The 26,643-nt window shown below is 62.6% G+C and carries 24 protein-coding genes; 9 read left to right on the top strand and 15 right to left on the bottom strand.

The genetic code is table 11. From position 1 onward, the window contains the following. The first annotated feature begins 299 nt into the window (after window positions 1–299). Window positions 300–2,255, top strand: a complete 1,956-nt coding sequence (locus tag AC1Q80_RS30475) for a M23 family metallopeptidase (protein ID WP_492362899.1) — start codon at window positions 300–302, stop codon at window positions 2,253–2,255. 108 nt (window positions 2,256–2,363) lie between these two features. On the opposite strand, the gene clpB is transcribed toward AC1Q80_RS30475, so the two are convergent. Continuing rightward, the gene (clpB, locus tag AC1Q80_RS30470; protein ID WP_492362898.1) at window positions 2,364–4,970 is read right to left on the bottom strand and encodes an ATP-dependent chaperone ClpB; all 2,607 of its coding nucleotides are present in this window, start codon (window positions 4,968–4,970) and stop codon (window positions 2,364–2,366) included. A gap of 302 nt (window positions 4,971–5,272) precedes the next feature. Next, on the bottom strand, window positions 5,273–6,280 hold the full coding sequence (locus AC1Q80_RS30465) for an NAD(P)-dependent oxidoreductase (protein WP_492362897.1): 1,008 nt from the start codon (window positions 6,278–6,280) through the stop codon (window positions 5,273–5,275). Between the two features lie 248 nt (window positions 6,281–6,528). On the opposite strand from AC1Q80_RS30465, the gene AC1Q80_RS30460 reads away from it, so the two are divergent. After that, the gene (locus tag AC1Q80_RS30460; RefSeq protein WP_492362896.1) at window positions 6,529–7,113 is read left to right on the top strand and encodes a TetR/AcrR family transcriptional regulator; all 585 of its coding nucleotides are present in this window, start codon (window positions 6,529–6,531) and stop codon (window positions 7,111–7,113) included. Window positions 7,114–7,365: 252 nt separating this feature from the next. On the opposite strand, the gene AC1Q80_RS30455 is transcribed toward AC1Q80_RS30460, so the two are convergent. From AC1Q80_RS30455 to AC1Q80_RS30435, 5 genes are all read right to left on the bottom strand, one after another. Next, window positions 7,366–8,049, bottom strand: coding sequence for a DUF4167 domain-containing protein (locus tag AC1Q80_RS30455; protein ID WP_492362895.1), 684 nt, complete (start codon window positions 8,047–8,049; stop codon window positions 7,366–7,368). Window positions 8,050–8,381: 332 nt separating this feature from the next. Then, window positions 8,382–9,251 carry a peptide chain release factor N(5)-glutamine methyltransferase gene (gene prmC / locus AC1Q80_RS30450; protein WP_173423467.1) on the bottom strand — a complete coding sequence of 290 codons (870 nt, stop codon included), beginning with the start codon at window positions 9,249–9,251 and terminating at the stop codon, window positions 8,382–8,384. A 5-nt stretch (window positions 9,252–9,256) separates the two neighbouring features. Further along, the gene (gene prfA, locus AC1Q80_RS30445; RefSeq protein ID WP_173423468.1) at window positions 9,257–10,339 is read right to left on the bottom strand and encodes a peptide chain release factor 1; all 1,083 of its coding nucleotides are present in this window, start codon (window positions 10,337–10,339) and stop codon (window positions 9,257–9,259) included. Window positions 10,340–10,410: 71 nt separating this feature from the next. After that, window positions 10,411–12,678 carry a phosphoenolpyruvate--protein phosphotransferase gene (gene ptsP, locus AC1Q80_RS30440; RefSeq protein WP_173423469.1) on the bottom strand — a complete coding sequence of 756 codons (2,268 nt, stop codon included), beginning with the start codon at window positions 12,676–12,678 and terminating at the stop codon, window positions 10,411–10,413. A gap of 90 nt (window positions 12,679–12,768) precedes the next feature. Continuing rightward, window positions 12,769–14,043: an aspartate kinase gene (locus tag AC1Q80_RS30435; RefSeq protein ID WP_173423470.1), complete on the bottom strand. Its 1,275-nt coding sequence runs from the start codon at window positions 14,041–14,043 to the stop codon at window positions 12,769–12,771. Window positions 14,044–14,376: 333 nt separating this feature from the next. Between AC1Q80_RS30435 and AC1Q80_RS30430 the strand changes: the two genes are divergently transcribed. The 4 genes from AC1Q80_RS30430 (at window position 14,377) to AC1Q80_RS30415 (ending at window position 17,953) form a co-directional block, all read left to right on the top strand. Then, window positions 14,377–14,589: a hypothetical protein gene (locus AC1Q80_RS30430; RefSeq protein WP_492362894.1), complete on the top strand. Its 213-nt coding sequence runs from the start codon at window positions 14,377–14,379 to the stop codon at window positions 14,587–14,589. A gap of 31 nt (window positions 14,590–14,620) precedes the next feature. Further along, on the top strand, window positions 14,621–15,697 hold the full coding sequence (locus tag AC1Q80_RS30425; protein WP_492362893.1) for a linear amide C-N hydrolase: 1,077 nt from the start codon (window positions 14,621–14,623) through the stop codon (window positions 15,695–15,697). A 420-nt stretch (window positions 15,698–16,117) separates the two neighbouring features. After that, the gene (locus AC1Q80_RS30420) at window positions 16,118–17,650 is read left to right on the top strand and encodes an ABC-F family ATP-binding cassette domain-containing protein (protein WP_492362892.1); all 1,533 of its coding nucleotides are present in this window, start codon (window positions 16,118–16,120) and stop codon (window positions 17,648–17,650) included. A 93-nt stretch (window positions 17,651–17,743) separates the two neighbouring features. After that, the gene (locus AC1Q80_RS30415; RefSeq protein ID WP_209793113.1) at window positions 17,744–17,953 is read left to right on the top strand and encodes a TOBE domain-containing protein; all 210 of its coding nucleotides are present in this window, start codon (window positions 17,744–17,746) and stop codon (window positions 17,951–17,953) included. Window positions 17,954–17,957: 4 nt separating this feature from the next. Here the strand turns inward: AC1Q80_RS30415 and tsaA are convergent, their stop codons facing one another. The 4 genes from tsaA to AC1Q80_RS30395 are packed head-to-tail and all read right to left on the bottom strand — an operon-like array spanning window position 17,958 to window position 21,348. Next, a complete protein-coding gene (tsaA, locus tag AC1Q80_RS30410; RefSeq protein WP_173423475.1) occupies window positions 17,958–18,482 on the bottom strand; it encodes a tRNA (N6-threonylcarbamoyladenosine(37)-N6)-methyltransferase TrmO in 525 nt (174 codons plus the stop codon). Between the two features lie 15 nt (window positions 18,483–18,497). Next, on the bottom strand, window positions 18,498–19,274 hold the full coding sequence (locus tag AC1Q80_RS30405) for an ABC transporter ATP-binding protein (RefSeq protein ID WP_492362891.1): 777 nt from the start codon (window positions 19,272–19,274) through the stop codon (window positions 18,498–18,500). Continuing rightward, window positions 19,271–20,299, bottom strand: coding sequence for a FecCD family ABC transporter permease (locus AC1Q80_RS30400; RefSeq protein WP_492362890.1), 1,029 nt, complete (start codon window positions 20,297–20,299; stop codon window positions 19,271–19,273). Before AC1Q80_RS30400 ends, AC1Q80_RS30405 begins: the two co-directional genes overlap by 4 nt. An 11-nt stretch (window positions 20,300–20,310) precedes the next feature. Further along, the gene (locus AC1Q80_RS30395) at window positions 20,311–21,348 is read right to left on the bottom strand and encodes an iron ABC transporter substrate-binding protein (RefSeq protein WP_492362889.1); all 1,038 of its coding nucleotides are present in this window, start codon (window positions 21,346–21,348) and stop codon (window positions 20,311–20,313) included. Between the two features lie 341 nt (window positions 21,349–21,689). On the opposite strand from AC1Q80_RS30395, the gene AC1Q80_RS30390 reads away from it, so the two are divergent. The 3 genes from AC1Q80_RS30390 (at window position 21,690) to ubiG (ending at window position 24,187) form a co-directional block, all read left to right on the top strand. After that, window positions 21,690–22,418, top strand: a complete 729-nt coding sequence (locus tag AC1Q80_RS30390; RefSeq protein WP_492362888.1) for a class I SAM-dependent methyltransferase — start codon at window positions 21,690–21,692, stop codon at window positions 22,416–22,418. Window positions 22,419–22,753: 335 nt separating this feature from the next. Further along, on the top strand, window positions 22,754–23,302 hold the full coding sequence (locus AC1Q80_RS30385; protein WP_209793119.1) for a dihydrofolate reductase family protein: 549 nt from the start codon (window positions 22,754–22,756) through the stop codon (window positions 23,300–23,302). 138 nt (window positions 23,303–23,440) lie between these two features. Further along, window positions 23,441–24,187, top strand: coding sequence for a bifunctional 2-polyprenyl-6-hydroxyphenol methylase/3-demethylubiquinol 3-O-methyltransferase UbiG (gene ubiG, locus AC1Q80_RS30380; protein WP_492362887.1), 747 nt, complete (start codon window positions 23,441–23,443; stop codon window positions 24,185–24,187). Between the two features lie 89 nt (window positions 24,188–24,276). On the opposite strand, the gene AC1Q80_RS30375 is transcribed toward ubiG, so the two are convergent. The 4 genes from AC1Q80_RS30375 to grxC form a co-directional block, all read right to left on the bottom strand. After that, window positions 24,277–24,852, bottom strand: coding sequence for a GNAT family N-acetyltransferase (locus tag AC1Q80_RS30375; protein WP_492362886.1), 576 nt, complete (start codon window positions 24,850–24,852; stop codon window positions 24,277–24,279). Between the two features lie 128 nt (window positions 24,853–24,980). Continuing rightward, the gene (locus tag AC1Q80_RS30370; protein ID WP_492362885.1) at window positions 24,981–25,409 is read right to left on the bottom strand and encodes a DUF1178 family protein; all 429 of its coding nucleotides are present in this window, start codon (window positions 25,407–25,409) and stop codon (window positions 24,981–24,983) included. Further along, entirely contained in the window at window positions 25,406–26,263 is an 858-nt protein-coding gene (locus tag AC1Q80_RS30365) for a carbon-nitrogen hydrolase family protein (RefSeq protein ID WP_492362884.1), read from the bottom strand. The genes AC1Q80_RS30370 and AC1Q80_RS30365 overlap by 4 nt, the downstream gene beginning before the upstream one ends. A gap of 115 nt (window positions 26,264–26,378) precedes the next feature. After that, window positions 26,379–26,636: a glutaredoxin 3 gene (gene grxC / locus AC1Q80_RS30360; protein ID WP_173423485.1), complete on the bottom strand. Its 258-nt coding sequence runs from the start codon at window positions 26,634–26,636 to the stop codon at window positions 26,379–26,381. Window positions 26,637–26,643: the final 7 nt, after the last annotated feature.

Genomic DNA, 26,643 nt, shown 5'->3' with positions numbered 1-26,643 from the left:
GATTTCTGACAAAGCGAGCAAATGCGGGCTTTTTCCCTCAAAAAAACTTTCGAACGCCTCCGAACGGCCTGTGGAGACACATTTTGGCCCTTACTTCTTCACAATCCACCGATCTAAGCGAGATTATCGGCGCGTCACACGGGGCGCACGGGGTACGCGGGGGCACGCATATAGGGGTGTGCACTGCCCTCCCCTATCCTCCCCATGGATTTGACTCCCGTGTGCGAAAGATGCACATCTTCGCGCAACGTATCGCCTGCAAGAATACGGCAAGAGAAATCAGGGGCCCCCAGCTCGGAATGATCACCGACAAGAAAATGGTCCGGTCGCTCGGCGACCAACCGCCGATCCTTGCGGATGGCCGGCGCGCGCCGGACAGGCGCGAGATTTCGTTGCGCTGGCTTTCCGGCACCTTCCTGACAGGTATCACCTCCAGTCTTCTTATGGGCGTCGCCCTTTTCGCAGCGCTCGACGGTCGCCAGCAGCTGGCAATCCCGGCCGAAGCCTATGCCGCACTCGACGCATCGAACGGCGGCAACGCCCCCGTCACCGCCAAGCGCGGCGACCGTATCCTTTCTCCCAACATCGTTGCCAAGCCGGCCGACAAGACCGTCATGGAAGTCTCGACGATGATCCATGACGGCGAGAAGGAAGTGGTACGCAAGCAGCCCTTCGTTCACGTGAAGATGGCGCTTGCCGCCAACCACCAGGTTTCCGACAGCTATCCGGACTTCGATCCGCTGGCGATCTTCTCCGCCGACGACGCCGATGCCGAACCGCAGGTCGCGCGCACCGGCACGCTCTACGGCTCGAACGTCGATTCCGAGGTGGCGCTGAAGACGGTGGATTTCCCGATCAACGGCTCGAGCCTCACTTTCGACAGTTCTATGTCGCTCGACGAGGTCGAAGAGAACGTCCGCACCAACGGTTCGGTCTTGACCGAAGGCAGCACCCAGGTCGCGTCGCTCTTCTATGTCGATCCGCAGCGTTTCGCTTCCGATAGCGACGGCCTCGACCTTTTGCAGGGCCTGACGGCACGCATCGTCGAACAGAACAAGAGTGATGCTGCCTACGAGAGCATCAACGAACAAAGCACCGAATACGCCGACGATATCATTCCGGTGCGCCGCAAGACCGGTATCGCGACCGCCATGGTCAATGCCGGCTACGCCAAGGCGCAGGCCGAAGACGCCGCCTCCTATATCGGCGACGCGCTCGGCGCCAAGGAATTGAACGACGGCGACGTGCTGCGCATCGGCATCATCCAGAAGGGCGAAGAAGCCCGCATCGTTCGCGCCACCATCTATTCGCGCAATCGCCATGTGCTGACGATGGCCGTCGATGATGGCGGCCGCTTCGTTCCCGGCGCCGAACCGCCAAGGCTCGATGCGGTTGCGACCGCCTTCGACGACAACGGCACGCCGACGATCACCAGCACCCACGATCTGCCGCGCGTCTATGATGGTATCTACCGCGCAGCCCTGTCCTACGGCATGAACGCCGACATGGTCGGGCTCGTCGTCAAGCTGCTCGCCAGCAACGTCGACTTCCAGGCGCAGCTGAAGCCGACGGATTCGCTCGAAGCCTTCTTCTCGGTCACCGACGATCGCGGCATGGCGACGGCGGAGTCGGAACTGCTTTACGTCAAGGCGAAGTTCGGTGACGCTGAAACGACTTTCTATCGCTTCCAGGATCCGGACGACAATTCGATCGACTACTTCAACAGCGAAGGCAAGAGCATCCGGCAGTTCCTGCTGCGCAACCCCGTGCCGAACGGCCATTTCCGCTCCGGCTTCGGCATGCGCCGCCACCCGATCCTCGGCTTCTCGCGTATGCACACCGGCGTCGATTGGGCAGCCCCCCGCGGCACGCCGATCATCGCTGCCGGTAACGGCACGGTGGAGAAAGCCGGCTGGGATTCCGGCGGATACGGTAACCAGACGCTGATCCGCCACGCCAACGGTTATGTCTCGTCCTACAACCACCAGAGCGCGATCGCCAAGACCGTCAAGGCCGGCGCAAAAGTCGTCCAGGGTCAGGTGATCGGCTGGGTCGGAACAACAGGCCTTTCGACCGGTCCGCACCTGCATTACGAGTTGATCGTCAACGGCAACAAGGTCGATCCGCTGCGCATCCGCCTGCCGGGCGGCAAATCGCTCGACGGCGATGCACTTGCGAAGTTCGAAAAGGAACGGGACCGCATCGACGAGTTGCTGAACAAGGACGGCAACGGCAGCGAAGTCGCCAGCAAGTAGCCCGCACAATCTGGCGGTAACTTATGCCGGTTGGCGGCTGATGCTTCCGTTTACGATGCATGAACGCAAAAGGCCGCCCCGAAAGGCGGCCTTTTCCAGTTTCTACGGTTAGGCGGCTTCTTTTTCCGAACGCGCCCCGCCCTTGAAGTTCAGCCGGTCGGAGCCGGCCAGAACCTTGATGGTCGATCCATCCGGGAACTCGCCCTGCAGGATCTTCTCGGCGAGCGGGTCCTGAAGATACTTCTGGATCGCTCGCTTCAGCGGGCGAGCGCCGTAGGCCGGATCGTAACCCTTGTCGGCCAGAAACGCCCTTGCATCGTCCTCCAGCTCCAGCGAGATCTTGCGCTCGGACAAGAGCTTGAGCAGCCGTGCCAGCTGGATATCGACGATCGCGCCCATTTCAGAGCGACGAAGCCTGTGGAACAGGATGATCTCGTCGACGCGGTTCAGGAACTCCGGCCGGAAGGCCGACTTGACGACATCCATCACCTGGTCGCGAACCACATCGCTGTCTTCGTTTTCACCCAGACCGACCAGATACTCGGCACCGAGGTTCGAGGTCATGATGATCATCGTGTTGCGGAAGTCGACGGTGCGGCCCTGGCCATCGGTCAGGCGGCCGTCATCGAGCACCTGCAGCAGCACGTTGAAGACATCCGGATGCGCCTTCTCGATTTCGTCGAACAGCACGACCTGATAGGGCCGGCGGCGGACGGATTCGGTCAGCGCGCCACCTTCCTCGTAACCGACATAACCCGGAGGTGCACCGATCAATCGAGCGACCGAGTGCTTCTCCATGTATTCCGACATGTCGATACGCAGAAGCGCGGTCTCGTCGTCGAACAGGAAGCGCGCAAGCGCCTTGGTCAACTCGGTCTTGCCGACCCCGGTCGGACCGAGGAAGATGAACGAGCCGATCGGCCGGTTCGGATCCTGCAGGCCGGCACGGGCGCGGCGAACGGCACGCGATACCGCCTGGACGGCATCGCCCTGACCAACGACCCATTTCGCAAGCTCGTCTTCCATACGAAGCAGCTTGTCGCGTTCGCCTTCCAGCATCTTGTCGACCGGGATGCCGGTCCAGCGCGAAACGATATGGGCGATGTTGTCGGGGGTCACGACCTCCTGCACCATCGGATTGGCGTTGGCGTTTTCCTGGCTTTCGGCGTCGGAAAGCTCCTTCTCGAGCTTCGGGATGAGACCATAGGTCAACTCGCCGGCACGCTGGAACTCGCCCTTGCGCTGGACGATCGCCAGCTCGTTGCGGGCGTCTTCCAGCTGCTTCTTGAGGTCGGCGGCGCGGCCAAGCTTCTGCTTTTCCGACTGCCAGCGGGCCGTCAGCGCCGATGCCTGCTCTTCGAGCGAGACGACATCAAGCTCGAGCTTCTCCAGCCGGTCCTTAGACGAAGCGTCCGTTTCCTTCTTCAGGGCTTCCCGCTCGATCTTCAGCTGCATGATGCGCCGGTCGAGTTCGTCAAGCTCCTCGGGTTTGGAATCCACCTGCATGCGCAGCCGCGAGGCAGCTTCGTCCATCAGGTCGATCGCCTTGTCCGGCAGGAACCGATCGGTGATGTAGCGGTTGGACAGCGTCGCGGCAGCAACCAGCGCGGAATCGGAGATCCGCACCTTGTGATGCTGCTCGTATTTTTCCTTAAGGCCACGCAGGATCGAGATCGTGTCCTCGACCGTCGGCTCCTCGACCATGACAGGCTGGAAGCGCCGGGCAAGGGCTGCGTCCTTTTCGACATGCTTGCGGTATTCGTCGAGCGTCGTCGCGCCGACGCAATGCAGCTCGCCACGCGCGAGCGCGGGCTTCAGGAGGTTGGAGGCGTCCATCGCCCCTTCCGCCTTGCCGGCACCGACCAGCGTGTGCATTTCGTCGATGAACAGGATGATCTCGCCGTTTTCCGCCTGCACTTCGTTGAGCACTGCCTTCAGCCGCTCTTCGAACTCACCCCGGAACTTCGCGCCTGCGATCAGCGCGCCCATATCGAGCGCCATCAACTGCTTGTCCTTGAGGCTTTCCGGCACGTCGCCATTGACGATGCGCAGCGCCAGGCCCTCGGCGATCGCCGTCTTGCCGACGCCGGGCTCACCGATCAGGACAGGATTGTTCTTGGTCCGGCGCGAAAGCACCTGGATCGTGCGACGGATTTCGTCGTCACGGCCGATCACCGGGTCGAGCTTGCCTTCGCGCGCATCGGCCGTCAGGTCTCGGGCATACTTCTTCAGGCTGTCGAAGCCCTGCTCGGCATTGGCGCTGTCGGCGGTGCGGCCCTTGCGAATGTCGTTGATGACCTGGTTGAGCTTGGTCGGTGTCACGCCGGCCTTCTTCAGGATATCGGCGGTGGCGGCCGTGCTTTCGATCGCCAGTGCCAGCAGCAGGCGCTCGACGGTGACGAAGCTGTCGCCGGCCTTCTTGGCCGCCTCTTCAGCGCTCGAAAACACGCGCGCGAGCGGTTGCGACAGATAGACGGAACCGTTGCCGCCGGAAACCTTCGGCAGTTTTGCAAGCGCTGCATCATTGCCGGCGCGCGCCTCGCGCACATCACCACCCGCCCGCTCGATCAGCGAAGCGGCCATGCCCTGGTCGTCGTCGAGCAGCACTTTCAGCACATGCTCGGGTGTGAATTGCTGGTGTCCCTGAGCCAGCGCATAGGTCTGCGCCGATTGCAGGAAACCGCGCACACGTTCGGAGTATTTCTCGATATTCATACTTTACCTCCATAGCCCATCGGGCCCGTCACGCGGCACCCGCTGGTGTTTCAGGATCAGGCTCCCGCATTCGGCGAACCTGTCATTGGGCATCGATCCACACCTTGCGCGGGATCAACACGTCCGAAGCGAATATGGGGCAGCGGTTTTGGAAATTAAAGGGCTGATTGCATGTCGCAATTAGGAAATCTCGTCCGTGACGAAAACAACCACGCATCTTTGCGATGCGTGGTCGTTTGCAGATGGAGGTCACGCGTTACCTCGACGCGTCGAACGAACGCGCCTCGGCAGTGACAGACGGATCAGCGATCAACGAACGACGTGCCGAACTCCTTCATGCGAGAGACGTAGTATGCCGGCTCGATCAGGACCTCCGGAAGGTAGAGACCCGCCTTGGGCGCCGCGCCGCCATCAAGGCCGAGCATGCGCTCGACCGCAAGTGCGACGCCAAGCGCCGTCAGCGGCGCCTGTCCTTGGGGGTGGACAATCTCATGCTTGCGGGCGAGGCGCTCTCCGTCTTTCGACGTCCCTTCGATTTCGAGCATGATCTCCGTCGAAAAAGGTTCGCCGCGCCTCCGGCTGGCGGAAACGCTGTAGGCGAGGTCCAGGCGGATCTCCTTTGCACCGGTCTTGGCAGCCAGCGCCATGACGTCGAAGGGCGAGTAGGCGGCCGCATCAAGTTCGACGCCATCGACGCTGGTGTAACGCGCACTCGCCTCCTGGCCGCTCACCCAATGCAGCTTGCCGTCCTTGACCGTGAGCGAGGCCGGCGCAGTCCCGGTGATGCGATTGTAGTCGGCAAGAGCCGCCGGCCCGCCCATATCCTCCTCGTCGAGAAGCACGCCGATGCGGATCGCATCGACGGTCCTGTAAGACGAGAGAGCGTCAAGCACGGGGAAGATCGCGGCTCCGGCCAGCCAATGACTGGCAAGCAGGATCGGCGCCTTGTCCGGCGCATGGATATATTGCGCAACCTCCGGCCCGATCTCGAACGTTCCGCTGGAGACGCTGACATAGGGGATGCCCTTCTGCTGCGCGTAACGCATCGAAGTCAGCCTCTCGTCCTTGACGAAGATGACCACGGCGCTGAAACCGGCATTGTCGGGGAGACCGAGATCGGCGCGCTCGAGATCGATCCGCACACCGGTTGCTCCACTGAGCTCGCTGGCCACCGCTTGCGCCCGGACAAGATCTCGACCGCCGATTGCCAGCGGCAGATCGGGGTGCAGCTTGTGGATCGCCCTGGCCGCCTGCGATCCGACGACGCCCGAACCGCCAATGATCAGCACGGGTGAGAACTTGCTCGACATGTTCATATCTCCTAGACGGGAACGAGGTCGGCATTTTGCCAACCTACCATTAGTAAGTTACTATTGGTAGATAAGTAGCGAATCCACTGCGTCAAGGGATCTGGATATTTTATCGCCTACAGCGCCGCGCGTCTTATCAGACGCGCAAAGGCCGCTGCAGCACTTTGAATTGCTGCATGTTTTATCCTTGAATCGAATAGGATTTAAGGAAACATGCAGCAGCGTGTACGACCCGAGGAGAGCAGCCGATGCCAAAGACGGCAATCAGGAAACTTGCCAAGCCCGAACGGCGTGCCCAGCTCCTTGAAACGTCCAAGGAGATCCTGCGGGAATGCGGCGCCGACGCCCTCACCCTGGGCCACCTTGCCGAGCGCGCCGGCGTCAGCAAACCGATCGCCTACGAGCACTTCGGCACCCGCGAGGGGCTGCTGATCGCGCTTTCGCGCGAGATCGAGGAGCGCCATACCGAAAAGTTGACGAAGGCGTTGCAGGAGACACCATCCGATCTGTCATCCGTCGCCCGCACCATTGGCTCCGTTTACATCGGCTGCGCCGCGGAAAATGGCGCGGAATGGCAGGCAATGTCGAGCGCGCTGCGTGGCAACGCCGAGATGGACCGCGTGCAGCAGGAACTCGCCGACGACTATGTCGCGCTCATCGGCGCCGCCGTCGGCCCCTTCTCCAATCTTTCCAAGGATGACCTGCGCCTGCGCTGCGCAGGCCTTGCCGGTGCTGCGGAAACGATTGCCCGCGAATTTGTCCGTGGCCGAGCGACCGAGGAGAATGCAGCGGCCAATCTTGCAGCCTTGCTCGTCAACGGGATCAGCGCCTGATGACGGCACCCTGAAGCGGCGTTTGAGCGATCACGAGGGTGCCTGATGCGAGAGCGCCGGGCGTTCGGAACAACGCTCTCGCACTCTCATTCCAAAGCATCTTGTCCGCCTTCGGTGATGCCACTTGAAAGCGGGCGGCTCCAGCAGGCTTCAGCCGCCGCCCGATAACCCGGGCAACAAAAAACCCGGCCGCAAGGCGGACCGGGCTTTTGATATCTGCTTTTTCCGGGCCGCATGCGGCCCTGCGAAAACTTACTCGGACGCGGCCAGTGCCGGAGCTTCCGGAGGCGCTTCGCCTGAAGCTTCGCCTTCGCCGGCAGCTTCATCCGTTGCACTGCGGCGCGGACGACGCGGGCGCGGTGCGCTGCGGCGACGCGAGGCCGCACGACCGGACGCCGCTGGCGTCTCTTCTTCCATGGCGACTTCGGCCGGCGTACCTTCGATGACGGGCTGCGGGCCCGAACCGTCGATCACCGGCTGCTGCTCGACGACCACCACGGGAGCCGGAGCGGCTGCAACCTGGGCCGGCGCTTCGTCGACATAGCCCTGATCCAGATCGTCCTGATCCTGATCCTGGTCCTGGTCGTTGCCATCCTGTCCGCGGAAGTCCTGGCGCTCTTCGCGCTGGAAGCGGTCCTGCATTTGCGCCTGCGCGGCTGCGATGATGCGGTTGTAATGCTCGGCGTGCTGGAGATAGTTTTCGGCGATGACACGGTCGCCGGAACTCTGCGCGTCACGAGCCAGTGCCGAGTATTTCTCGGCGATATGCTGCGCGGTGCCGCGAATCTTCACGTCCGGACCCGAACTATCATAGGTCCGTGTCAGGGGATTGGATCCCTTGCGGTTATGATTGTTGTTATTTCCGTTGTTGTTATTGTTGTTGTTATTATTGTTATTCCGCCCGCGGCCGCGCTTGTTTTGCTGTCCTGGCCTCATAGTACATTCACCCGAATTCTCTTGATAATGATGATCATGTGGTTTCGTCTTCCGGCCGGATAAGTCCGCGCCCGACAGGCCGCGCGCCGGTGAGCCCGCACATTGGCGGCTTCGGCGCCGACTGGCGTCAAATTAACAGGTACCTGCACAAGGCACTGTTGAACCCTAGCAACTCTTTCTTGAGAGCAATCCCCGTGGCCAGGTCATACCGGAACGAATCTTAGGTCCATGACCATCTGCCCAGTGCGCGGGCAAACTAGCCCGCTTCCTCTGGGATTCCAAGCCCTTTCTTTGCGTCTGCAAGAAAGAAGATGCGCCAGTGCAGCATTTTTTCAACGGTCGAAGCTACGCCCGAAGATCAGCACCCGGTCGTTGCCGCCCAGATCCTTGGCTTCTTCGCGCAAACGGAAGTTCTCGGCATTAAACAACGCCGTAACCGCCTCTTTCTGATCGAAACCGATTTCCAAGCCTATCACGCCGTTTGTCTCAAGATGATGACCGGCCTGAAGGGCGATGGCACGATAGGCATCAAGGCCGTCGTCTCCGCCATCGAGCGCTGCGGCTGGATCGTGCAATCGCACTTCCGGCTCAAGCTCTGCGACCACACTGGACCGTATATAAGGCGGATTTGAGACGATTGCGTCGAACCGGCCCTCCACATGTTCGAACCAATTGCTGCGCAGGGCCTCGAAGCGATCTGAAAGCCCAAGCGCCTCGGCATTTGCGCTCGCCGTCGCCAACGCGTCCCGCGATATATCGGTCGCCGTGCCTCGGGCTTCAAGAACGCTCGCCAGCAAGGCCAGGCAGATCGCCCCGGTGCCCGTGCCGAGATCGAGGAGCCGGCAGCTCCCCTTCGCCGCAACGGATTGGCGCAGATACGGGATCATGCGATCAACGAGCGTTTCCGTATCCGGCCGCGGCTCCAGCGTTTCCCGCGACAGTTTGAGCGGCAGGCCAAAGAACTCCCGTTCCCCGAGAATGCGGTAGACCGGTTCACGGGCCGCCCGTCGCTCCACGGCCGCCCGCACCCTGACGGCATCGGCCTCGGAAACCGTATCCCGGCCGCGGGTCACGACATCCGTCAGCGACAGTCCGAGCAGGCCCGAGACCAGATGGCGCGCATCGAGCGCCGCATGCTCGATGCCGGCCGCCGTCAGGCGGTCCCGGCTTTCCGACACGAGGCGCGCGAGCGTGGCCGTCATCGCGATCAGCCCCGCTGCTCGCCAAGCAGCGCCAGCTGGCTCGCCTGGTAGTCGGCCAGCAACGCATCGACCACCTCGTCGATCTCGCCCATCATCATCCGGTCGAGCTTGTAGAGCGTCAGGTTGATGCGGTGATCGGTGATGCGGCCCTGCGGAAAGTTGTAGGTGCGGATACGCTCCGAGCGGTCGCCGGAGCCCACCTGGCTCTTACGATCAGCCGAACGCTCGCTATCGGCGCGCTGGCGCTCCATGTCATAGAGCCGGGACCGCAGGACCTGCATCGCCTTGGCGCGGTTCTGGTGCTGCGACTTTTCCGAGCTCGTGACGACGAGGCCGGTCGGAAGATGGGTGATGCGCACCGCAGAGTCCGTCGTGTTGACGTGCTGCCCGCCGGCGCCCGACGAGCGCATGGTATCGATGCGGATGTCTTCGGGGCGAACCTCGATGTCGATCTCCTCGGCTTCCGGCAACACGGCAACGGTCGCCGCCGATGTGTGGATGCGACCGCTCGCCTCGGTTTCCGGCACGCGCTGAACGCGGTGAACGCCGGACTCGAACTTCAGCCGCGCGAACACACCACGCCCGGAAACGGTGGCGATGATTTCCTTGAAACCGCCCGCTTCGCCTTCGCTCGACGAGAGCACTTCGACCTTCCATCCCTTGCCTGCCGCGTAGCGCTCGTACATCCGGAACAGGTCGCCGGCAAACAGCGCCGCCTCGGAACCGCCGGTTCCCGCACGGATTTCGAGGATCGCGCTCTTTTCGTCCGCAGCATCCTTCGGCAAGAGCAGGATCTGGATCTCCTGCTCCAACTGTTCGATCGCCTCCAGGACGTCGGGCCTTTCCATTTCCGCCAGGTCGCGCATGTCCTTGTCGGTCGTCCTGTCGGCCAACATCGCGTTGATATCGGCAAGCTCGCCGGTCGCCTTCTCGTAGGCGCGAATCTTTGTCACCACCGGCTGCAGTTCGGAATATTCCGACGCCAGCTTCACATAGACGTCGGCTGCCGGTCCCGCTGACATGCGGGCCTCGATCTCGCCGAACCGTCGTTCCAGTTCGCGCATTTTCTCAATGGGAAGCTTTGCCAAGTGTCACTCCAAATGCACTTCGCCTCGCCCGGATCATAGCTCGGACGAGGACAAAAGCGCTTCAAATCTATCTAAACCGGGATGCCGTTTGTCGCAGCAAAATCGATGAGGATCTGGCGAACCGGCGTATGGTCGCGCGTATCGTCGAGCGCCGCGTTCAGCACCTCGCCGAGCTTGGTCGCGTCGAGGGCCAGGAGCATCGCCTTGATCGGACCGACTGCCGTCGGCGACATCGACACCGAGCGGTAGCCGAGGCCGAGCAGCGCCATTGCAGACAACGGCTTGCTTGCCATTTCGCCACACAGGGTCACCGGCGTCTGATGGCGCTCGCCGCCGCGCACGATATCGCGCAGGATGCGGAGGAAGGGGCGGCCCAGCACGTCGAAACGGTCGGAGACGCGGGCATTGCCGCGATCGACCGCCATGGCGAACTGGAACAGATCGTTCGAACCGACCGAAACGAAGTCGACTTCGCTCATCAACTCGTCGAGCTGCCACAACAGCGCCGGCACTTCCAGCATGGCGCCGAACTGCAGCTTGCGCGGAAGCTGTTCGCCAAGTTTCGACTGGCGCTCGATTTCCTTTTGCAGGAGTTCGCGGGCTTCCTTCAGCTCCGAGACCTCGGTCACCATCGGCAGCATCAATTTCAGCTCAAGGCCGGCCGCCGCACGCAGCATGGCGCGAAGCTGGGTGCGCAACAGGCCTGGCCGGTCAAGCGAAAGACGGATCGCCCGCCATCCGAGCGCCGGATTTTCCTCTTCCGCCGCGCGGAAATACGGAACCACCTTGTCGCCGCCGATATCGAGCGTGCGGAACGTTACCGGCTTGCCGCCGGTTTGCTTCAGGACGCTGCGATAGAAGGCTTCCTGTTCTTCCGCCTTCGGCATGGTCGAGGCGATCATGAACTGCAGTTCGGTGCGGAAGAGGCCGATGCCCTCCGCCCCCGCTTCGTTGAGATGCGGCAGGTCGACCAGAAGCCCGGCATTCATCTGCAACGTGATGCGCTTGCCGTCCTTGGTGAGCGGCTCGACATCCCGAAGCGCCCGGAACTGCGCCTGGCGGCGAGCGCGGAAGCGCACCTTTTCCTCGTAGGCGCGCTGCAAGTCGGCCAGCGGCCGCAGATGTACCTTGGCATCGTCGCCATCGATGATGACGGCGTCGCGATTTTCCGCAAGCGCGACGGCGCCCGCCGCCTGACCGACCACAGGGATGCCCATGGCGCGGGCAACGATGACCACGTGGCTGGTGACGGCACCTTCTTCTAGCACCAGGCCGCGGACGTTTTCGCGCGGATAGTCAAGAAGTTCGGCAGCCCCCATCGCACGAGCGACGACCACTGCATCGGTCGGGAAATCGCTCGCCGAAAGCTTCGCACCATAGCCCGAAAGCTGGCGCAGCAACCGGTTGGCGAGATCGTCGAAATCGTGCATGCGCTCGCGCAAATAGGGATCCGTCAGCCGAATCATCCGCGCCTTCGTCTCGCTCTGGACCCGCTCGACGGCAGCTTCGGCCGTCAGGCCGTTGCGAATCGCCTCTTCGAGCTTCCGCACCCAGCCGCGGTCATGGGCAAACATGCGGTAGGTCTCGAGCACCGCGCGGTGCTCGCCCTCCATCGACACTTCGCGACGCGACAGCATGTCGTCGATCGAGATCCTGAGCGACCCCAGAGCTTCGGCCAGCCGTTGCAGTTCCTGGTCCGTATCCTCGTTCAGAAGATTGGTGACCACGATCCTCGGCTCGTGCAGCACGACATAGCCAAGGCCGATGCCTTCGCCGTAGCTGTTGCCGTCGATGGAGACAGGGCGGGACAGGTCGAGTTCGAGGCCGGGCTTGGTGATCTTCTTCAACTCGCCGGTCGCGACCATTTCGGCCAGAACCATGGCGGTCGTTTCGAGCGCCTCGACCTCGTCTTCCCGGTAGTTGCGCTGCGCCTTGTTCTGCACGACGAGAACGCCGAGCGCGCGGCCGGTGCGCAGGATCGGCACACCGAGGAACGAGTGGTAGATCTCTTCGCCGGTCTCCGGCAGGTAGGTAAAGGCTGGATGCGCCTGGGCGTCGGAGAGGTTGAGCGGTCGGGCGGACGCGGCAATGGTGCCGACGAGGCCTTGGCCCATCTTCAATTGCGCCAGGTGGACGGCGGTCTTGTTCAGACCTTCGGTCGCGTAGAGTTCGAGCACCCCGTCGGAACGCAGCACATAGACCGAACACACTTCCGCGACCATGTTCTGTGCGATCTGGCGCACGATCCGGTCAAGGCGCTCCTGTGGCTCGAGCGGTTCCGCCATCAGTTCGCGCAACCGCTTGAGGAGAACGCGCGGACCTGCGGAAAGGTCTCTCATCGCGTGGGGTCCCCCGAAAAAGAGTAGACGACGACGGCGGAAGAATTCGCAGCCAAAACCGCTGCGAATCCCAAATCAGTCATCTCAGAATTAACTCTTATCGAGACCGTAGGCGGAATGCAAAGTGCGAACTGCCAATTCGGCATAGGGTCCGTCGATCAGGATCGAGATCTTGATTTCCGACGTGGTGATCGCCTTGATGTTGATGCCCTTGTCGGCGAGCGCCCGGAAGGCCGAGGCGGCAACGCCGGCGTGGCTGCGCATGCCGATGCCGATGACCGAGACCTTGACCAGGCCTGCTTCCGACTGGATCACGTCGTAGCCGATCTTGTCCTTGTTGTCGCCGAGCACGCGCAGCGCCTTGTCGACGTCGCCGGAAGGAACCGTGAAGGTCATATCGGTCTTCGAACCATCTTCCGAGATGTTCTGGACGATCATGTCGACATTGATATGGGCTTCGGCCAGCGGCCCGAAGATCGCCGCGGAAACGCCCGGCCTGTCGGCAAGACGGCGCAGCGAAATCTGGGCTTCATCCTTGGCATAGGCAATGCCGGTTACGACTTCCTGTTCCACGATTTCTTCCTCATCACAAATCAGCGTGCCGGGCGGATTGAGAAGGTCACCCATGCCCGGCGCATCGGGATCCTCGAAAGACGAACGCACGAAGGTGCGGACCTTGTGCACCATGGCAAGCTCGACCGAGCGCACCTGCAGCACCTTGGCGCCGAGCGATGCCATTTCCAGCATTTCCTCGAACGCGATCTTTTTCAGACGCCGCGCCTTCGGCTCGATGCGCGGGTCGGTCGTGTAGACACCATCGACGTCGGTATAGATGTCACAACGGTCGGCCTTGACGGCTGCCGCAATTGCAACCGCCGACGTATCGGAGCCGCCGCGACCGAGCGTCGCCAGCCGGTTGTCCGGGCCAAGCCCCTGGAAGCCGGCGACCACGGCCACCTGGCCCTCGCCCATGCGGCGGATGATTTCGGCACCCTCGATGTCGAGGATGCGCGCGGCGCCGTGGGCGTTGTCGGTGCGGATCGGGATCTGCCAGCCCTGCCAGGAGCGCGCATTGATGCCCATCGACTGCAGCGCGATCGCGAGAAGCCCCGAGGTCACCTGTTCGCCCGAGGCAACGATGGCATCATATTCGCGCGCATCGTAGAACGGCGCGTTGCTGCCGGCGACCTTGGGCATGTTCTGCACCCAGCCGACCAGTTCGTTGGTCTTGCCGGACATGGCGGAAACGACGACTGCGACCTCATGGCCGGCATCGACTTCGCGTTTCACATGACGGGCAACATTGTGAATGCGGTCCAAATCAGCGACGGAAGTTCCGCCGAATTTCATCACGATGCGTGCCATTTCGCCTCTACCGGTACCGAATGTTTGCGCGTGAGCGCGTGACAGGAAAGCGCCCCCGTCGGCGCCCGACGGTCAAAAAGCTTGGGAGACTTCTCGGACATCGGCCAATCACCGCTTCGGGGAGCGGAAAGTCGCGGCGTCTCTTAGCGGATCGGGGGGCGGGGCGCAATGGCAAGAAGGCAGGAATAAGGCCGGACGGGCACGTAAGGTCAGCAACGCCGGATGGTCGATGATCAAGCGGCCGACGCGCATTTGCGACTTGAAATTGCAGCATCACCCGCTAGGCTGCCACCATCTTCGGAGAGGGTCCGCTGATGCCGCCATCGCTTAGCCATGCCGCCGCGCGACACGCGCGCCGGGTCTTTCTCGCAAGCCCAGACCTATCTCGGCTATAGAACCGAAATACTCGGACACCCGACGATCCTGCGCGGAGGCTATCGCATGCTCTATCAGGACTACGAGAACGACGACTTCACCGGCGCCAACACGTTCCGCTGGGATGTCAATGAGCATGGCCCCGTGCTCGGTTTCTCGATGGTGTTCTAGACCGATCGCTATCCGCACAAGGAGTGAAGCCATGACCATTAAGGCAATTCGCACCGCACGGGCACTGAGTTCTACCCTCCTCGCGTCGTTGCTTGTCCTTGCCCAGGTGCCAGCAGAGGCATGCACGCGGCTCGTCTATCTCGGCCCTGATGATACCATCATCACCGCGCGCTCGATGGACTGGAAGAGCGACGTCGCGACCAATCTCTGGGTGCTGCCCCGTGGCATCAAGCGCAACGGTCAGACCGGTCCCAACTCCTTCAAGTGGACGGCGAAATTTGGCAGCGTCGTCGCAACGGGATACGACGTTTCGACAACCGACGGCGTCAACGAAGCGGGCCTCAACGCCAACCTTCTCTGGCTGGTGGAATCCGAATATCCGAAACTGGACGATAACAAGCCGGGTCTGACGATCGCCGCCTGGGCACAATATGTGCTCGATAGCTTTGCGACGGTGGAAGAGGCCGTGGCCGCGCTCGAAAAAGAGCCCTTCACCATCGTCACCGACAACGTGCCCGGCGAAAACCGGCTGGCGACGTTGCACCTGTCGATCTCCGATCGCAGCGGCGACAGCGCGATCGTCGAATATATCGGCGGCAAGCAGGTGATCCATCACGACCGCAAGTACCAGGTCATGACCAACTCGCCGACCTTCGACCAGCAGCTCGCGCTCAACAGCTACTGGAAGCAGATCGGCGGCACCGTCATGCTGCCGGGAACGAACCGCGCTGCCGACCGCTTCGCCCGGGCGTCCTTCTACGTCAACGCCATCCCGAAGGAAGAGGATGCCAACCGGGCGCTTGCCAGCGTCTTCAGCGTCATCCGCAACGTCTCCGTGCCCTACGGCCTCAACACTCCGGAAGAGCCGAACATCTCCTCCACCCGCTGGCGGACGGTGGTCGATCACAAGCGCAAGCTCTATTTCTTCGAGTCTGCGCTGACCCCGAACACCTTCTGGGTCGACCTGAACAAGATCGACTTCTCGGAAGCGACCGGCAAGGTCATGAAACTCGATCTCGGAGAAAACCAGGACCATACCTACTCGGGCGATGCGACCGGCGATTTCAAGCAAGCCGAACCGTTCAAGTTCCTCGGCGTGGATATGTAGGGGGTTGCCGGTTTGCAATCGGCGCGCGCTTCAGGTCGGCAGGACCGACGCGTCCCCTTGAATGCTGCTCGCACCGATGGTAAACACGCGCTGCAACTCGATTGTGAAAGGAGGGCTGCGTTGTGATGACATTTTTCCGGCACCACCGCCAGCGTGGCCCCGTCAACGCCCTGCAGATGCGTTTGCAGGGCTGACCGGTACAATCGCTTCGCGTCTTCGCGAACCTTATCCCTGGTCTGCCCCAGTGTGGTGCGGCTGAAAACCGTTTCGGTTTGAACGCCCGCGCCGTTTTCCATACCGAGCCGACGCGGCCCGAACACTGCACCATATCGTGCATCGGGTCCGACATTCCGCCCAACCCGGCAGAAGTCTTGCCGCCCGTGGATGTCCGCCGTCGCTCGCGCAGTCCAGAGAACGACCATGGCCTTGATCAACATCCGCAACCTCGACGTCACCCTCAGCACGTCGCTCTTCTCCAACCTCAACCTTTCGGTCGCTGCCGGCGATCGTGTCGGCATCGTCGCCGCAAACGGCCGCGGCAAATCCACCCTGCTCCGGGCGATCGGCGGCAGCTTCGAACCGACGGCGGGCGAGATCACCCGCTCGCGCGGCCTGACCGTCGGCCATGTCGAGCAGAACGTGCCGGCAGAGCTTTTGCCGCTGTCGTTCCACGAGGCGGTGCTGTCGGCGCTGTCGGCCGAACAGGCGGACAGCGAGAGCTGGCGCGTCGATATCGTGCTCGACCAGCTCGACGTGCCCGAAGCCCTTCGTGAGCGTGCGGTCGCCGAGTTGAGCGGCGGCTGGCAGCGGCTGGCGCTGCTGGCGCGCGTCTGGGTGACCGATCCCGATGCGCTGCTGCTCGACGAGCCGACAAACCACCTCGATCTCGCCAAGATTGCAAGGCTCGAAGCCTGGTTGAACGCTCTGCCGCGCGACGTGCCGGTGCTGATCGCTAGCCACGACCGCGCCTTCCTCGACGCTACTACCAACCGCACGCTGTTCCTGCGCCCGGAGCAATCGCCTGTTTTTGCGCTGCCCTATTCGCGAGCGCGCGATGCGATCGACGAACTCGACGCCTCGGAAGAGCGGCGCTACCAGCGCGACATGAAGGTGGCGCAGCAACTCAGGCGGCAGGCGGCCAAGCTCAACAATATCGGCATCAATTCCGGCAGCGATCTCCTGACGATCAAGACCAAGCAGCTGCGCCAGCGCGCCGACCGGCTGGAAGACGCCGCCAAGCCAGCCCATCAGGAACGTTCCGCCGGAGGAATCCGGCTCACCAATCGCGGCACGCACGCGAAAATCCTGGTGACGCTCGACGATGTCCAGGTGGAAACGCCCGACGGTACCCCGCTTTTCCGCACGGGAAAGCGCTGGATCTGCCAGGGCGACCGCATCGTCCTGCTCGGCGAGAACGGCGCCGGCAAGACACGGCTGGTCAACTTGATCCGCACAGCGATCGAAGAGCCGGCGCGTGCGCCCGAAACACTGAAGGTCACGCCTTCCCTGGTGCTCGGTTACAGCGACCAGGCGCTTGCGGGTCTTTCGGACAAGGAGACGCCGCTTGCAGCCCTCTCCCGCCGTTTCTCGCTGAGCGACCCGAAAGTGCGCTCGCTGCTTGCCGGCGCCGGTGTCGGCATCGACATGCAGGACAAGCCAGTCGGTCGGCTCTCCGGTGGCCAAAAGGCGCGCCTGGCGATGCTGGTGCTGCGTCTGCGCGAGCCGAACTTCTACCTGCTCGACGAGCCGACCAACCATCTCGACATCGAGGGTCAGGAGGCGCTCGAAGACGAGTTGATGAAGAACGAGGTCAGCTGCCTGTTGGTGTCGCACGACCGCAGCTTCGTGCGCAACGTCGGCGACCGCTTCTGGCTGATCGAGAAACGCAAGCTCGTCGAGGTCGAAGATCCCGAAGATTTCTTCGCTGCGGCCGCGCAGGCAGACCTGGCCTGATCGATACGTGGTGCGCGACAATCGTCGCGCACCACCATTTGACCGATGCGCCTGCGCCGCCTAACTTCCCCCCTCCAAGCGGAGGAAGCCGGCATGAAAATCAGCGCGCGCAATCGCTTCAAGGGCAAGATCGTCGACGTCGTCAAAGGGGCGACCACCGCGCATGTGCGCATCGATCTCGGCGCCGGGGCCATCGTGACGGCTTCGATCACCAACGAGGCCGTCGATGAACTCGGCCTCAAGGCCGGCGGTGACGCCTATGCCGTCATCAAGGCGTCCGACGTTATGGTCGCGATCGACTGAACGCTCACGCCTTCTTGCAGTAGTGTGCGGTGCCATTGTCACCGGTCTCGAAGTCTCCCGGCTGCGGCGGCGCGATCGGCTTGAACAGCGTGCGGTCGGGCTTCAGGTCGATGAGCGGCGTGCCGTCGAGGCAGTCGAGCCCGCGCACCAGCAGCACATTGCCTTCGACCGCTTCCAGCTGGACGATCGAGGTGCCGATCGGGTTCGGCCGCACCGGCGAACGCAGGGCAAAGGTGCCGTGCGTCTCGCCATTGTTGGCCGGGCTCTGCAACACGAGGTCGCGGCGAGACCGGTCGAGCCAATAGAGGATCTCCAGCCGTTCGAAGCGTTCGACGCCTTTCAGCGCCTCGACCCAGGGCGCAAAGATCTCGATCCGGCAAATCGGCCCGTCATGGCGCCCCTGTCGCGGGCAGCCAAGCCGTGAGACCCACGGCGTCGAAATGCGGCCGATGAAGGTCAGGCCCGCATCGTTTACCTCGGGCGGCGTGATCGAGACTTCGTTTTCCCGGATTTCATTTTCGCGAACCATGTGGCCTTCCTTTCGTCAAGTCTTGTTTCGTGGTGCGCAGAGGCGGGCGTCGCTGCCGGCAAGCGTGCCGATCACCACATCGATGTCATAGAGCTGCTTGAGCGCTTCTGCCGTCAGCACGGCTTCCGGTGTTCCGAGTGCCGCAAGCCTCGATTGGAACACCAGCGCCACCCGGTCGGCCACCCGAAAGGCGTGGTCGGGATTGTGGGTCGACAGGACGATCGAGACGCCCTCGCCCGCAAGCTCGCGCACCCGGTCGAGCACCCGCATCTGGTGGCCGTAGTCGAGGCTCGCCGTCGGCTCATCCATCACCAGGATCGACGGTTCCTGTGCCAGCGCCCGGGCGATCAGCGCGATCTGGCGCTCGCCGCCGCTGATTTCGGTATAGGCGCGGCCTGCCAGGTGGCCGATGCCGAGCCGCTCCAGAGTGGCGGCGGCCACGTCGCGGTCACGGAGGCCGGGCGTTGCAAACAGGCCGACATGCGGCGCGCGGCCCATCAGCACCAGATCTTCCACCGTGAAGGGAAAAAGCGCTGCATGGGCCTGCGGCACATAGGCGATGCGCGATGCCCGCTCGCGGCCGGACCAGGCGCCGATCGGCTGGCCGTCCAGCCGGATCGTTCCGGCCCTTAAGGGAACAAACCCGAGCAAGGTCTTGAACAGCGTCGTCTTGCCGGCGCCGTTCGGTCCGAACAGCACCAAGACTTCGTTTTCTTCGAGCGTGAAGCTGATGTCCTGGCCGACAAGGCGGCTGCCATAGCCAAAGGCGATCCGGTCGACCTCGAGCCTCATTGCCAGCCCCTTCGCCCTGACGCGAGCAGGAAGAGAAAGAACGGGGCACCGACGGTCGCCGTCAGGATACCGAGCGGCACCTCGATCAGCGCGATGCTGCGCGCCAAGATGTCGGCAACGAGCAGGTAGGCGGCGCCGAGCGCCATCGAAATCGGCAGGAGCCGGACGAAATCCGGACCGACGATGAGGCGCGCCACATGCGGAATAACGAGACCGATCCACCCGATGATGCCGGTGATCGAAACGGCTGCAGCCGTGATGAGCGTTGCCGCAAGCACCAGCACCACGCGCAGGCGGCCGGTATCGATACCCAGCGCCTTCGCCTCCTCTTCGCCCAGCGTCATGACATTCATTCGCCAGCGCAGGAGAAAGAGCGTGACGATGCCGACGACAAGCGCCGGTAGGATGGAGATGATATTGCCCGACGTGACCGATGCCAGGCTGCCGAGCAGCCAATAGGTGATGGCCGGCAGCTGATCGTAGGGATCGGCGAGGATCTTGATCAGCGATATGCCGGCACCGACAAGCGCACCGACCGCGATGCCCGCAAGCACGAGAACCAGCACCGGATCGCGGTTGCGGATCGCTGCGGCAACCGCATAGACCGAGAACACGGCAATCAGCCCGCCGGCAAAACTCATCAACTGGATGATGCCGACAGGCAGAGACAGGAAGATGCCGATCACCGCGCCGAAACTGGCGCCGGCGGAAACGCCGAGGATATCGGGCGAGACCAGCGGATTGCGAAACAAGCCCTGGTAGGTTGCACCGGCCGCCGCAAGAGCCGCACCGACGGCAAGACCGGCGACCACCCGCGGCAGGCGGATGTTCCAGAAGACCGTTGCCACCGTTTCATCCGCCGGCGCACCGCCAAGCATTGCACTGATCTGGGCGAGCAGATCCGCCAGCCCGGCGTCGAACTTGCCGACTGTCATGGACAGGACGGCGAGCGCCAGCAGGCCGGCGAACGCAAGCAGAAATCCCGAGCCGGCCAATCGGCGCCTCGACAGCATTCGCCTTGTCATTGCTTTTCCTGTCATTCCGCTTCCGGCAGAGCGCCTTTGAGCAGCGTCGCCAATTGCGCATCATCAAGATCCACCTGGTAGAACAGCTTGTAGAATTCGCGCGTCTCGGCTTTCAGGTCCCCCTGGTAGATATCGCCGTAAAGCAGTGCCTCGAGCCAGCGGATACCGATCAGGCGATTGATGCCGGGCGGTGAATCGAACCAGCCGAACGGCAGCGACGGCGCGCTGAACACCTGCCCCTTCCCGACCGCCTGGACCTTGCTCCACACCGGATCGGCTGCAACCGACGCGGCAAACTTCGGGCTTGCCGCGATGATCACCTCCGGGTTCCAAGCGAGCACCTGTTCCGACGAAACTTGGGTCAGACTGCCTTTTCCGGCGGCGGCAGCGACGTTGACGGCACCGGCAGATTCGAGAATTTCCAGATTGATCGAGCCGGCAAGACCGGTCTCCAAACCATCGGGACCGCGGCCATAATAGACCCGCGGGCGCTTGTCGGCGGGCACCGCCGCCATGGTCGCTGCGAGTTCCGTCAGTGTCTCGTCGGCATAGTCGGCCAACTTGTCGCCCCGCTCTTCAGCGCCGAGCATGACGCCGAGACTGCGCAGGGTCTCGGCGCTCTTGCCGAAGGAACCGTCGATCAGGACATAGGGAATTCCGGTCTGGCTCTGCACCTTGTCGGCAAGCGAGGCATAGGTCGCGTCCACCGTGCCGACATCGATGATGACGTCGGGCTTGGCGGCTAGCACCGCCTCGATGTTCGCCGTCCCTCCCTTGCCGGTCAGCCGGCCATAGGTCGGCAAGCCGCGCGCCGCCTCGATCAGGTAGGGCTTTTCGTCCTCCTTCGGCTCGCGCACCCAGCCCGCCAGTTTTTCCGGAGCAATCGCATAGATCAGCACCGATGCCGGCGGACCGGCCGCCAGCACCTTGCCGATATGATCGGGAAGCTCGACCGTGCGTCCGGCAGCATCCGTGAAGGGTTTCGCTTCAGCCGCAAGCGGTATCAGGGCAAGAAAGGCGCCGACGGCGCCGGCGAAGTAACTGATCATGGTGAAGCCTCTTGTTCGAGGTGCGGACGATGGTTCGGCGCGACTATGGCACAGCGTTATATCCGTTGGAATATCTCGATTGATACCCTCGCCCCGGCGTTAAGCTCTTTGCGGCAGATGCGAACCTTGACTGGATTGCCGGATCGGGCGATATCGGGCCCATGTGCGAACATGACGTCCATATCGTTGCGCGTTCGGCCGGCATCCCAACAGGCGGGATGCGGGGGCGATAGAGCACGCTGACGAAAGAGCGTTCGCGCACCTGCAGCCTCGCCGGAAACGGACGGGGTTCTTCTTTTGACGGGTGCGCCGTCCATCGGCATTTTTTGATGGAGAATGAAATGGCACAGAATATCTACGACAAACCGGAATTTTTCGAAGGCTACAGCCAGCTCGGTCGATCCGTGCATGGTCTGGATGGCGCCGCCGAATGGCCCGCGATCCGCGCCGCCCTGCCGGATCTGGCGGGCAAGCGCGTGGTCGATCTCGGCTGTGGCTTCGGCTGGTTCTCGCGCTTCGCCGGCGAGCAGGGGGCCGATCGCGTTCTCGGCCTCGACCTGTCGGAAAATATGATTGCCCGCGCCCGGCGCGACACGTCCGATCCGGCAATTGAATACGGCATCGCCGATCTCGACCAACTGGCGCTCGAGGCCGGCGCCTTCGACGTCGCCTATAGCTCGCTCGCCTTCCACTATGTCGAGGATTTCGACCGGCTGGTCCGGGCGATCCACGATGCGCTGATCCCCGGGTCCCACCTGGTCTTCACCATCGAACACCCGATCTACATGGCATCGCTGAACCCTGGCTGGCAGGTCGGCGAAGACGGGCAGAAGCGCTGGCCGGTGGATCACTATTCCGTCGAGGGTCGGCGCACGACGGACTGGCTGGCCAAGGGCGTGATCAAGTACCACCGCACGATCGGCACCACGCTTAACGCCCTGGTGCGCGGCGGTTTTTCCATCCGCCACGTCGAGGAGTGGCACCCGACGCCAGGCCAGATCGACGCCAATCCAGCTCTTGCAGAAGAGATGGAACGGCCGATGATCCTGATCGTCGACGCGCAGAGATAGGACAGATTGAAGCTCGGGCTGGACCGCCCGGGCTTCGTCCCACCCCGTCGCGCACGTCATCCGGGATGGCCGCTTTCAGATCTGTCCGGCCGTGCGATCACGCAACCGATTTCCAGCAAGCGTTGCGAAGGCTGCGGGGGCGACGGTTTCGATCGCCCAAAATCTGCTTCCCGCGCACTTTGCTTCCCTGCCAGCCGATACATGAAAGGCCCGTCGACGGCGGGCGATATCCGATACAATAACAAAACCACTTGCAAAATTGAACCAGTATTGCGAGGATTAATTATCGGCAAATGGTCCGCAACCGGCGGCGAGCGAAAACGGGAGCAATGACAATGCGCAAGGTCATCATGTGGGACATGGTCAGTGTCGATGGTTTCTTCGAGGCCCCGGGCCATGACATCAGCTGGTTCGTCTTCGAGGACGAGCTCGCCGCCTACATCGGTGAGACCCAGCGTGAAGGCGATACGCTGCTGTTCGGCCGAGTGACCTACGAAATGATGGCATCCTATTGGCCAGCGGCCGAGGGCGATATCGCCACCTTCATGAACGGTGTCGAGAAATACGTCTTCTCCCGTTCATTGACGCGTGCCGATTGGCACAACACCACGTTGGTTTCCGGCGATGCCGTCGCCGAAGTCGAACGCCTGAAGGCGCTGGACGGCGGCACCATCTTCATCTTCGGCAGCGCGGATTTTGCCGCGGGGCTGGTGGAAAGAGGCCTCGTCGACGAGTATCGCCTCGGCATCAACCCGGTGTTGCTTGGCGGCGGCGTCCCGCTCTTCAAATCCCTGCCAAAGCGCACCACTCTAAAGCTCACCCACGCGCGGCCGCTCAAGTCCGGTGTCGTCATCCTGCATTACCAACCGCAGCCGGAGGCTTGACCGAACGCTTGTCAGCTGGGGTGCCATCGGCAGAACCCGCTGTAGCTGCCTTGGATGCGCTGTTGTGGCCGCGGCCCGCCTCTTGACATCCCTGCCCGATCGTCCGACTTCATCAGGCAGAATGAAGGAGACGGCAGCATGAGCGAGACAGCGCGCACGACGATCGACCAGAGCGAGGTAGACCGCTTTTCGGCCATGGCCGCCGAATGGTGGGACCCGACGGGGAAGTTCCGGCCGCTGCACAAGTTCAACCCGGTCCGCCTCGCCTATATCCGCGACCGGGTTTCCGAGCATTTCGGCCGTGACCCGAAGAGCCTGCAGCCACTGAAAGGCTTGCGCCTGCTCGATATCGGCTGCGGCGGCGGGCTGCTGTCGGAGCCGATGGCCCGCATGGGGGCTGACGTCGTCGGCGCCGATGCGTCGGAAAAGAACATCGGCATCGCCAAGACCCATGCCGCCGGTAGCGGCGTTGCCGTCGATTATCGTGCGGTAACGGCTGAAGCGCTTGCCGAAGCGGGCGAAAGCTTCGACATCGTTCTCAACATGGAAGTGGTCGAGCACGTCGCCGATGTCGACTTCTTCATGAGCACCTGCGCCCATATGGTTCGCCCGGGTGGCCTGATGTTCGTCGCCACCATCAACCGCACGATGAAGGCGGCGGCGCTGGCGATCTTCGCCGCCGAAAACGTGCTGCGCTGGCTGCCGCGCGGCACCCATCAATATGAAAAGCTGGTGCGCCCCGAGGAGCTGGAAAAGCCGCTTGTCGCAAGCGGTCTGGAACTGACCGAACGCACCGGCGTGTTCTTCAACCCGCTCTCCAACCAGTGGAACCTGTCGAAAGACATGGACGTCAACTACATGATCGTCGCCAAGCGCCCGCTTTGACGGCAAACCGGCCGAGCCTGCGGGATATGGACTGAACATTTGAAACCCTCCGGCGATGTCTTTCGCCGTAGGGTTTTGCATTTTGACCCCTAGTTGCCTCGGGCAGCCTTTGGCCGCGCGTTCCATTCGTGCTGCAGCAGGGCGTAGATGTACTCGTCGCCCCAGGTGCCGTTGAACAGGTCGTTCTGGATAAGATGCGCCTCGCGGCGCATGCCGAGACGCTCGACGACGCCGACAGAGCCGGTATTGAGCGGATCGAGCCGCGCGAAAATCCGGTGAAAATTGAGGAGAGAGAAACCGAGATCGAGTGCCACCCGCATCGCTTCGGTCGCATAGCCCTTGCCGGCAAACGCCGGGTTGAAGATGTAGCCGGTTTCTGCCTGCCGCGCCGCCTTGCTCGCAAGCTTCAACAGCACTTCGCCAACGAGCGCGCCATCCTCCCGTCGCTCCACGGCAAAGACCGCGACATCCCCATCCTCATCGAGGCGCGGGTCGCGCGCCTTCGCAAATTTGGTGCGTGCGCCGTCCTCGTCCAGCGGATCGGCATAGAGATAGCGATAAACATCCGGTAGCCGGTGATAGGCATGGAACCCATCGAAGTCCTCAGGCGCAAAATGCCGGATCGTCAGGCGGTCGGTGGAAATACGAAGGTCAGCAAGATCCATTGCTCTCAAAATCCCGGATTGCAAAGATCCGGAAATGGGAACCAACAATCTGTTTTTAAAGAGCGTTTTCGGATTTTATGAAACGACAGGCAAAACGGCTGGCGTGGGGAACGATGCCGCGCCGGCGGTCAGTTGACCTCGTCGGGCAATACCGGCAGCGGCGCGATCGCGATGCCTTCTTCGAGAAGTGCGACGGCCTCTTCCACCGTCGCCTGGCCGATGAGACCGCGTTCGTCCGCCTCACCATAGTGGATCTTGCGCGCCTCTTCCGGAAAGCGGTCGCCGACATCCTCGGCATTCTCGCGCACCGCTTTGACGAGTTCGCGGATCTTGGCGACGGTTTCCTTCTGCGCCTGGTCCATCACCAGCGCCCGCGTCGCTTCCTTCTTGCGCGCGGTTGCGACCGAAGGTGCCATCAGTTGCTTGGCAACCGTTGTGGAATTGCAGGTGGGGCAGGAAACGAGCTTGCGCTCCATCTGGCCATCAAAATCGTCACTCGACGAGAACCAGCCCTCGAAAGCGTGGCCCTGATCGCAGGAAAGCGTATAGCGGATCAAGCGGCAACGCCTCCCTTGCCGGTCGGCAGGACCTGATCCAGCGCAAAGCTGCGGGCATTCCTGAGGTTCGGGATCTTGGCGCGGGCCGCATGCACGGCGGCAACATCGATATCCGCCAACACGATCCCCTCGCCGGCAGCACCGGCTGCGGCCAGCACCTTGCCCCAGGGGTCGACGATCATCGAATGGCCGAAGGTCTCGCGCCCGTCCTCATGCACGCCGCCCTGGGCTGCGGCAATGACGAAGAAGCCGTTCTCGATGGCGCGGGCGCGCAGCAGGATCTCCCAATGCGCTTCGCCGGTCTGGCGGGTAAAGGCCGCCGGCACCGACATCACCTCGGCGCCTGCGACCGCCTGCTGGCGGAACAGTTCCGGGAAGCGGACGTCGTAGCAGATGGCAAAGCCGAGCTTGCCGAAATCGAGGTCCGCCAAACGCGCCGTCGCGCCCGGCGTGTAGGCCGCGCTTTCGCGCCAGCTCTCGCCATTGTCGAGATCGACGTCGAACATGTGGATCTTGTCGTAGTCGCAGATCTTGGAGCCATCCGGGCCGAACAGGAACCCGCGATTGGCGATCTTGCCGTCGGCAAGGGCGATGGCGGTCGACCCCACATGCAGATGAATGCCGAGTTCACGCGCAAGGGCCGCCGCTTCGCGCACGATAATGTCGTTGGCCTCGTCCCGGAGCACGGCCCGTAAGCCGGCGCGATCGCGCTGCAGCGCTCCGGTCATTTCCGGCGTCTGGACATAGGTCGCGCCATGACCTGCCGCCTCGCGCACCAGCCGTGCCATCGTCTCGACATTTCTTGCCGGATCGACGCCGGAACACATCTGGATGGCGGCGGCCTTGAAGGTCATGGCAGTCGGGCTCCTGCGAGCATTCCCGGGAAAGTCCGAACCGGCTTTCCATCAGGGAATTCTTGAAGATACGGCAAAGGAGCGTTTCTGTCGCTCCATTCAGGGCGGAGAAGGTCTAGGCGGCCAGCATCTCGTCGAGCTTTCCGGCCCGCTCCAGCGCATGCAGATCGTCGCAACCGCCAACATGGATGTCGTTGATGAAGATCTGCGGGAATGTGGTGCCGCCATGCGATTTCTCGATCATCTTCTGGCGCACCTGCGGATCGTAAGTCGCATCGTGTTCGAGGAACGAGACGCCCTTGGTTTCCAGAAGCTTTTTGGCAGCCGAGCAATAGCCGCAGAACTGACGCGTATAAATAACGATCGAAGCCATGTTTCCT

The organism is Ensifer sp. GW823-FHT05D09 (genome assembly GCF_058795755.1).
The sequence above is the reverse complement of the archived record's forward strand: the minus strand, read 5'-3'. Positions and strand labels throughout refer to the sequence as shown.